The organism is Phenylobacterium sp. (genome assembly GCF_036495085.1).
Classification (GTDB): Bacteria; Pseudomonadota; Alphaproteobacteria; order Caulobacterales; family Caulobacteraceae; genus Phenylobacterium.
The window spans coordinates 90078-98393 of the sequence record NZ_DASXNL010000008.1 but is presented as its reverse complement, the minus strand read 5'-3'; the positions used below and the strand labels follow the sequence as shown (position 1 = coordinate 98393).

Annotated in this window: 11 protein-coding genes; 6 read left to right on the top strand and 5 right to left on the bottom strand. The window is 66.7% G+C overall.

Annotated elements, in window-relative coordinates:
* Positions 1 to 450 (top strand): hypothetical protein (locus VGI62_RS01330; protein ID WP_331502585.1); only part of this gene is annotated, 450 nt, incomplete at its 5' end.
* Here VGI62_RS01330 and VGI62_RS01325 read toward each other — a convergent pair.
* Both VGI62_RS01325 and cysS read right to left on the bottom strand, forming a co-directional pair.
* A complete protein-coding gene (locus tag VGI62_RS01325) occupies positions 447 to 1019 on the bottom strand; it encodes an SRPBCC domain-containing protein (RefSeq protein ID WP_331502584.1) in 573 nt (190 codons plus the stop codon). The genes VGI62_RS01330 and VGI62_RS01325 overlap by 4 nt on opposite strands.
* A complete protein-coding gene (gene cysS / locus VGI62_RS01320; RefSeq protein WP_331502583.1) occupies positions 1019 to 2416 on the bottom strand; it encodes a cysteine--tRNA ligase in 1398 nt (465 codons plus the stop codon). The genes VGI62_RS01325 and cysS overlap by 1 nt, the downstream gene beginning before the upstream one ends.
* 191 nt (positions 2417 to 2607) lie before the next feature.
* On the opposite strand from cysS, the gene folE reads away from it, so the two are divergent.
* The gene (gene folE / locus VGI62_RS01315) at positions 2608 to 3237 is read left to right on the top strand and encodes a GTP cyclohydrolase I FolE (protein ID WP_331502582.1); all 630 of its coding nucleotides are present in this window, start codon (positions 2608 to 2610) and stop codon (positions 3235 to 3237) included.
* Between the two features lie 114 nt (positions 3238 to 3351).
* Here the strand turns inward: folE and VGI62_RS01310 are convergent, their stop codons facing one another.
* Positions 3352 to 3846, bottom strand: a complete 495-nt coding sequence (locus tag VGI62_RS01310; RefSeq protein WP_331502581.1) for a VOC family protein — start codon at positions 3844 to 3846, stop codon at positions 3352 to 3354.
* 65 nt (positions 3847 to 3911) lie between these two features.
* Positions 3912 to 4061, bottom strand: coding sequence for a hypothetical protein (locus VGI62_RS01305; protein WP_331502580.1), 150 nt, complete (start codon positions 4059 to 4061; stop codon positions 3912 to 3914).
* Between the two features lie 112 nt (positions 4062 to 4173).
* Here VGI62_RS01305 and hisI point away from each other — a divergent pair, with 112 nt between their 5' ends.
* Positions 4174 to 4569: a phosphoribosyl-AMP cyclohydrolase gene (gene hisI, locus VGI62_RS01300; protein WP_331502579.1), complete on the top strand. Its 396-nt coding sequence runs from the start codon at positions 4174 to 4176 to the stop codon at positions 4567 to 4569.
* Positions 4566 to 5192: a LysE family translocator gene (locus VGI62_RS01295; protein WP_331502578.1), complete on the top strand. Its 627-nt coding sequence runs from the start codon at positions 4566 to 4568 to the stop codon at positions 5190 to 5192. Before hisI ends, VGI62_RS01295 begins: the two co-directional genes overlap by 4 nt.
* Here the strand turns inward: VGI62_RS01295 and VGI62_RS01290 are convergent.
* Entirely contained in the window at positions 5189 to 6850 is a 1662-nt protein-coding gene (locus tag VGI62_RS01290; RefSeq protein WP_331502577.1) for an alkaline phosphatase D family protein, read from the bottom strand. The genes VGI62_RS01295 and VGI62_RS01290 overlap by 4 nt on opposite strands.
* A 74-nt stretch (positions 6851 to 6924) precedes the next feature.
* On the opposite strand from VGI62_RS01290, the gene VGI62_RS01285 reads away from it, so the two are divergent.
* Both VGI62_RS01285 and VGI62_RS01280 read left to right on the top strand, forming a co-directional pair.
* A complete protein-coding gene (locus VGI62_RS01285; RefSeq protein WP_331502576.1) occupies positions 6925 to 7242 on the top strand; it encodes a ferritin family protein in 318 nt (105 codons plus the stop codon).
* The gene (locus tag VGI62_RS01280) at positions 7232 to 8254 is read left to right on the top strand and encodes an RluA family pseudouridine synthase (RefSeq protein ID WP_331502575.1); all 1023 of its coding nucleotides are present in this window, start codon (positions 7232 to 7234) and stop codon (positions 8252 to 8254) included. The genes VGI62_RS01285 and VGI62_RS01280 overlap by 11 nt, the downstream gene beginning before the upstream one ends.
* Positions 8255 to 8316 lie beyond the last annotated feature (62 nt).

Sequence of the window (8316 nt, the reverse complement as noted above, 5' to 3'; positions counted from 1 at the left end):
TCGATGAACGACCCGGCGGGCATGCGCCCCGGCGACGAGGCCATGACCTGCGACCAAATCAAGGGCGAACTGTTGGCTTCCGGCGGCGTCCCAATGAACCCCGCTCACGTCGCTCAGGCCCAGTCGGCCGCGACTGAGCTCAAGACCCGGCAGGCCCAAGTGCAGAAGGAGGGCCAGGCCCCCGCCGCTCAGCAGAGCGCCACAAACGCCTCCGCCAGTTCGCTGGGTGCTGTTCCTTATGCCGGAAAGGCCGCTCAGGCCGCCGCCGACGCCAAGAACACGGCCGAGCAGAATGCCTTCAACGCCCAGGCCCAAAGGAGGCTCGCCCCCTCCGAGCGCGCGCTGAGCGGCTCTACCGCCGCTATGACGAGCGACATGGCGGCGAACCTGCAGAACGATCCCCGCAAAGCTCGCCTGATCTCGCTCGCCGGAAAAAAGGACTGCCGCTAGGCGCGAGCCGGATCCTTACGGCTCAGCCAGAGCGCTTCGGCGCGAGCCTTCAGCGCCTCGTCCATCTCGAGGAATCCGCGATAGATCGCCCGGCCCATCCGCTTGCCGATCGAGGGACCCATCAGGCCCGCGAACAGTTCGCCGTCGGAGACAATGCAGCTCTCCTCCGCCAGCGTCTCGATCTCGATGAAGCGGGTGGTCTTGACCAGGCCGCCCATCATGCTGAGGCGCCAGTGCAGCTGCTCGTTCGGCACCCATTCGAGCACGGTGGGCTTGATCTGCTGCGGCTGTTGACCCGGCAGCGTCAGGGTGACGTCGATGACCGAGCCGATGTGGATTTCGCCGGAGGCCTTTGGATATAGAGGATTCCACGTTTCCCAGGACTTCAGGTCGGCGATCACTTCCCAGATCACTTCGGCTGGAGCCTGGATGCCGATCCGGTGCTCGATCCTCAGCCCCGGCGGAGGTTTCGGTGGGGGCGCGCCCGTGGGCGTGGTCTTCGGCGGCTTGGGCGCGCCGCCCCGTCCGAACAGCCCGGCCTTCAGCGGGGGCGGAGGTGCAATCGGCATCAGGCCTGCTCCTTGATCCGCCATGTGGCGCCGGCGGGTCCGTCCATGACCTCGACGTTCAACGCGGTAAGCTCGGCTCGGATGCGATCTGCTTCGCCCCAGTCCTTGGCGGCCCGAGCCGCGTCGCGGGCGGCGATCAGTTCATCGATCTGCACCCTGAGCCCCTCATCTGCCCCACCCTGGAACCAGACCTGCGGCTCGGCCTGCAGGAAGCCCAGCACGTCAGCCAGGGACATCAGGTCCTGCTTGAGCGTCGCCGCGGTGGGCAGGCCCTTGCGCACCGCTGCGTCCAGGTCCGTGGCCAACCGCTTCAGTTCCGCTATGGCCGCCGGCGTGTTGAGATCGTCCAGGAGAGGGCTGAGCTGTTCCTCGGCCAAGGCCGCGCTGCCGCCTGCCGCCACACTCCGCGCGCGGCCGAGAACACCGTAGAGGTGATCCAGTGAATTGCGCGCCTGGACGAGGGCCTCGTCGGTCCAGGCCAGCGGCTGGCGATAGTGCGCCGCCAGCAGCGCCCAGCGGATGACCTCGCCCGGCTGCTGCTCCAGCAGGTCGTGCGCCAGGGCGACGTTGCCCAGGCTCTTGGACATCTTCTCGTCGTCCATATTCAGGAAGCCGTTGTGCAGCCAGTAGTTGGCGTAGGCCTCGTGCGCATGACCGTCGCACATTCCCTGGGCGAGCTCGTTCTCGTGGTGCGGGAAAACCAGGTCGATGCCGCCGCCGTGGATGTCGATCGGCAGGCCAAGCTCCTGTTCGATCATCGCCGAGCACTCGATGTGCCAGCCGGGCCGGCCGGGACCCCAGGGACTCTTCCAAACCGGCTCGCCGGGCTTCGACGGCTTCCAGAGCACGAAGTCCGCCGGGTGCTGTTTGTAGGGCGCGACCTCGACGCGCGCGCCGGCGATCATCTCGTCCAGCGGTCGGCCCGAGAGCTTGCCGTAGTCGCTGAACCCTTGGGTGTTGAACAACACGTGGCCCTCGGCCGCGTAGGCTGCATTGTTGTGAACCAGCCGGCCGATCATCGCGATGATCGCGTCCATGGTCTCGGTCGCCCGCGGCTGCGCCGTCGGCATCAGCGCGCCCAGCGCCGCAGCATCGGCGTTGTAGGCGGCGAGGTAGCGATCGGTGATCGCCGAGATCGGCACGCCTTCCTCTGCGGCCTTGGCGTTGATCTTGTCGTCGACGTCGGTGACGTTCGCCGCATAGCGCACCGCCTCATCGCCATAGAGGCGGCGCAGCAAGCGGAAGAGCACGTCGAAGACCACGACGGGGCGGAAATTGCCGATGTGGCTGTAGTTATAGACTGTCGGCCCGCAGACATACATGGTCACGCGCCTCGGATCTGAGGGGACAAAGCGCCGCTTCTTGCGGGCCATGGTGTCGTAGAGGGTGAGCGGCATAGGTCTCTAAACTTACGCAGGGTGACAGTTGCCCGATGGCGGCTTCGGCCCATATACAGATCGGAGGATAGGGAAGCCACGGGAACCCAAAGGAACCTTTGAGCTGCTCTTCCATCCAACAAGGGTGGCCACGCGTCATTTCCGGGACCTTCGTCCCGGCGCAACTCAGCCCGGGAAAGAACATCCTCGCCATGGACGCAATTCGCGACCGAACCCTGGTCGGAGAGCCCGACCTTGATCTTGACGCCGTGAAACGCCCCTCCCGCGAGGAGGCGATGGAAGCGGTGCGCACGCTGATCGCCTGGGCCGGTGACGATCCGCGCCGCGAAGGCGTGGTCGACACGCCCAAGCGGGTCGTCGACGCCTATGCCGAATGGTTCGAAGGCTATGAGGCCGATCCGGCTAAGGAGCTGAGCCGCACCTTCGAGGACGTGCAGGGCTACGACGACATCGTCATGCTTCGTGAGATCGAGGTGGAGAGCCACTGCGAGCACCACATGGCGCCGTTCCTTGGAAGGGCCTACGTGGCCTACATGCCGACCAACCGTGTCGTCGGCATCTCCAAGATCGCCCGCGTCGTCGAGATCTTCGCCAAGCGTCTCCAGACCCAGGAGACCATGACCCAGCAGATCGCCGACGCCATCACCGACAGCCTTCGCCCTGCCGGCGTTGCGGTGCTGATCGACGCCAACCACCAGTGCATGTCGACGCGCGGCGTGCACCATAGGCATGTCTCGACGATCACCACGCAGTTCACGGGCGTCTTCAAAACAGACCCGACGCTGCGCCAGCGCTTCCTGGACTTCGTGAACCGAAAATAGCCCCTCTATCGGGCGCCAGCGGACTGGTGCGCTCAGCCTCACCGTAGCCTCGGGCGAACGGTCGATCGTGGCCGGGGAGACCCACCGCCGGAGCCATGGCCCCGACCGCCAGGGCTATGCCAACGCTCCAGCCGGCCGTTCAGAAGTCCATTTGTCGAGAATCTCGCGCGCCCGGTTGCGGGACGGGTCCATGAGTTCGTCGTGATCGGGGCGCTTGGCGGTCAACTCAACGACGTACCCGTTGGGGTCGCGGAAGTAGATGGAGTCGATGAACTCGTGGTCGGAGACGCCGCGGACCTCCATACCTAGGCCCTTGCCCTTGGCGAACATGGCCTCCATCGCCGAGCCCGTCACCTCAAGGGCGATGTGCAGATCGAAGTCGTGCTGGCTCTTGAACTCGAACGGCATGTCCGGCGCTTCGAAGAAGGCCAGGAAGGAGCCGTCATCCATCCGATAGAAGGTGTGCAGCACCTTGGTCCTGCGCCCGCTCTTGGTCGTCTGGATCAAGAGCGAGCCGCTCAGCGGCAGACCCAGGAAATCCTCGTAGAAGGCGCGTGTCTCCTCGGAGTCGCGGCAACGATAGGCGTTGTGATGCAGGCCCTTGATCATGGCCCCCGATGGTCCCACGGGCGCCGTCCAAACACAACGTTTGCCTCCAGCGGCGGCTCGCCTGCTCAGTCGTCGTCGTCCCCGATCAGCATCTGCTTGTTGATCATTCCCAGCAGAGCGACGGCGGTGTTCAGCCGCTCATGGATCTGCCAGAGGAAATAGATGCCCACGAGGGCCAGCATCACGGCGATGCCTTCGCCCCAAGTTTCAATCATCGCCCAAATCCCCGTTTTCCAGAGCTTAGGCCACAACGCGATTCGCCTCATCTGGCGAGCTTCGGCCGTGGGACACTAGCGTCGGCGAAGGCGGCGGCGCCATATGCGGTCCATGGCCTCCACATTCCCGACCGCGCCCGACAAGCACACTCTCGAACACGGAGAGACGCTCAGCCCCCGTTTCGACGCCAACGGCCTCATCGCCGCCGTCGCGACGAATGCCGACAGCGGCGAGGTGCTGATGTTCGCCTGGATGAACGCAGAGGCGCTTGGCCTGACGCTGGCCACCGGCGAGGCGCACTACTTCAGCCGCTCTCGCGGCGAGCTCTGGCGCAAGGGGGCGACCAGCGGCCAGGTCCAGAGGGTTGTCGAGGCGCGGATCGATTGCGACCAGGACGCCGTCTGGCTGAAAGTCCTGCCGCAGGGCGATGGCGGCGCCTGCCACACCGGCGCAAGATCCTGCTTCTACCGGGTGATCAAGGACGGAAAGCTGGTCGAGCGGCCATGACCGTCACCCAGGCCCTCCTCGCTTATCTGGTCGCTGCCGGCCTGCTGACGCTGACCCCGGGCCTGGACACCGCGCTGATCCTGCGGACCGCGGCGGTCGAAGGGCCCAAACGAGCGGGCTTCGCTGCGGCGGGAATCATAACCGGCTGCCTGGTTTGGGGCGCGGCCGTGGCCCTGGGCCTGGGCGCCCTCATCACCGCCTCGACGTTCGCCTTCGCCGTCCTCAAGTGGGTGGGGGCCGGCTATCTCGTCTGGCTCGGCCTCAACCTGATCCTAAAGCCCCGCGCGCGGTTCGAGCTTGCTGGTGGCCCGAAATTGGCCGGCAGCGACATCGTCTGGATGCGACGCGGACTCCTCACCAACCTCCTGAACCCCAAGGTCGGCGTCTTCTACATCTCGTTTCTGCCGCAGTTCCTGGCGAACGGCGTCTCCCCGGCGCCCTTCATCTTTCTGCTGGCGGCGATCCATGCGGCGCTCGGCCTGGCCTGGTCGGCTTGCCTGATCGGCGCGACCCGACCGATCGCTGGCGCGTTGCAGCGGGCGAGCATCGTGCGTTGGTTGGACCGGCTCACCGGCGGCGTCTTCCTGGCCTTCGGCGTGCGCCTGGCGCTGGAGCGCCGCTAAACCGCCTTCAATCCCGACACGCCGGCTGGACCCGGCGTGGCGCGGTAGGTCGCGATCGCCTTGGTCGTAAAGGCCCGGTCCTTGACGCTGGAGACGGCCACGAGTTCGCCGGTCGCCTGGGCATGGGTAAGGGTCAGCAGCACGAAGCCGTTGGCGGTCTGCTGGTTGAAGAGCACCTCGCGATTGTGCCTGGCGAAAGCATCACCCAGCGGGATCGAGGCGATGGAAAGACCGGGCCCCGGCGAGCTGATCCCGGCCGTCCCAAACTCGACCGCCACTCGCTTGCCGCCGGTCTCGGCGTCGTAGAGCTCATTGGCCCAAAAGGCGTGGCTGTCGCCGGAAACCACGATGGCGTTGGCGCGGGCCTTCTGGATCAGGCTGTACAGCCGCGCGCGATCGGCAGGGTATCCATCCCACATGTCGGCGCCCCAGGGCAGCCCCAGCGCCGCATTCGCCTCGATGCGCCCCAACCGATTTACGCCGGCGCGCGTCAGCGCCGCCTTGGCGGCGGCATAAGCCTCACCGCTCATGTATTTGTGGATAGGCGGGGTGACGAGCCTGGCCATCACCACCTCGTTGCCGATGACCTGCCAGGGACGCCCGGATTTCACCGAGGCGGCCAGCTCCTTGCCAAGCCATGCCTCCTGGCTTGTCGACATCATCTTGCGCGCAGGATCGGCCGAGCGCTGACGCCACGCCGCCAAGTCTGCGGCAGTCGGCGCGGCTGGCATCTCCTTGTCGGGATAAAGCTGGTGGTCGCGGGCGGTAAGCCGGGTCTCCAGCATGAACAGGCTGGCCAGGTCACCGAAGTCGAAGCTGCGGTTGATGGAGAAGCCGCCGCCCGCCGGTTCGCGTATCGGCATCCACTCGTAGTAGGCCTTGATAGCGGCCGCCTTGCGGACGTTCCAGTCACCCTCCGCTGCCGGCTGGTGGTTCTCGGCTCCACCCATCCAGCTGTCATTCGCCGTCTCTTGATCGTCCCACACGACGATCCAGGGCGCGCGGGCGTGCGCGGCCTGCAGCTGAGGGTCGGTCTTGTACTGCGCGTGACGGCGCCTGTAGTCGGCGAGGCTCAGGCATTCGTGCGGCGGGTCGTGCGGCCGCTCGCCGGCCACGGCGCTATCCATGCCGTAAGAGCCAGGCCCACCGTATTCGTAGATGTAGTCGCCCAGATGCAGGACCGCATCGACCCTGGGCAGGGCGGCTATCGCGCCGTAGGCGTTGAAGTAGCCGTTGGGATAGAGCGCGCAGGTGCAGACCGCGAGGACCGCGTCCTTGGTCGGCCCCACCGGTAGGGTCCTGGTGCGACCAACCGGCGACTTCACCCCGCCCGCCTCGAACTGGAAGCTGTAGGCCCGCGCCGGGTCTAGGCCGGACACGTCCACCTTCACCGTGTAGTCGCGATCGGCGCCGGTGATGCCCTGGCCGCGCTTGGCGCCGCCCCCCCTTCGGTCGGTCGGATTGAGGCTCCAGCTATAGGCCACCTCACCGGCGCCGGACGGTGTGATGCGGGTCCAAAGGATCACCCGGTCCTGCAACGGATCGCCCGAGGCCACACCGTGCCGGAAGGCGCGGCCCTCTCGCGCGGCGACCCGCGTTGCGGGCGCCGCCGCGCCCAGACCCAGCAAGGCCAATGCCCTGCGCCTGTCGATCCGCATCCCTGGCCCCGCCCTCGCGCTTGTTCTCACGCCCACGTATTAAGGCTGAAAATATCACAGGAGAGCGAGCCCCCGTGTCCAGTGAAGCCCTGCACGTTCCACGTGAGAAGCTGCGTCGTGAAACGCTGAACCTACACTATGCCACCACCTCGCTGATCGAGGAGTTCGAGGCCGTCGACTGGTATCGCCAGCGCGCCGACGACTGCGACGACCCAGGTCTCAAGGCGATCCTGCTGCACAACGCGCACGAGGAATTGGAGCATGCGGCCATGGTGCTGGAGTGGATTCGTCGCAACGACGGTGAAGTGAACGAGCAGCTCAAGAAGTATCTGTTCAGCGAAGGCTCGATCACCGGTCGCGAGGAAGACGCCAGCGGCAAGCATGGCCGTTGACTCGCCCGACGTCCCGGACGGCGACGACCCTGATGGCGGCGGCGGCGAAGCCGTCGGCGTGCGGCTGCTGACGGTTGGCCCGGACGAGGCTGGCGGGCGGGTCGACAAGATGCTGGCCGACCTCTTGCCGGATATGTCACGCGCCCGGATCCAGGCGCTTATCTCCCAGGGGCGCGTCAGGCGCGACCACGTGCCGGTCAACGACGCCTCGGGTAAGGCGCTGCCCGGCGCCTATCGCCTGGAGATCCCGCCTCCGGTGGCTGCTGAGCCGGCCCCCGAGGCGATCCCCCTAAGCGTGCTCTTCGAAGACGCCGACCTGATCGTGGTCGACAAGCCGGCCGGCATGGCGGTCCATCCGGCGCCCGGAAGCGAGAGCGGCACCCTCGTCAACGCGCTCTTGCATCACTGCGGCGCGAGCCTCTCGGGTATCGGCGGCGTGGCGCGGCCGGGGATCGTGCACCGGATCGACAAGGACACCTCCGGCATTGTCGTCGCCGCCAAGACTGACGCGGCCCACAACGGGCTCTCTGCCCTGTTCGCCGCGCATGCCATCGATCGGGTTTACATCGCGCTCACCCGCGGCGCGCCGCGGGCCAGCCGTGGAACCATTGAGGGCGCCATCGCGCGTTCGTCCAGCGATCGGAAGAAGATGGCCCTGGTGAAATCCGGCGGGCGTCACGCGGTCACCCACTACGCCGTCGAGCGGACCTTCGGCGCCAAGGAAAAGCCTCTGGCCGCCCGCGTCGCCTGCACCCTGGAGACCGGCCGCACCCACCAGATCCGTGTGCATCTCGCCTCGGCCGGCGCGCCATGCTTGGGCGACCCCACCTACGGCTCAGGCCCACCTGCGGAAAAGGTCCGCGCCGCGATCGCCGAGGCGGGCCTGAAGCGCCAAGCGCTGCATGCTGCCGTGCTCGGCTTCCGCCATCCGGTCACTGGCGAGGTCCTGAGGTTCGAGAGCCCCTTGCCGCCGGACATCGCAACGCTGCAGGCGTTGCTCGAGCAACTCTGAGCGTTTCACAAGCGCAAGCGTCCGCCGACGAGAGGCAATGCCGACGCAACAATGGCGCCCTC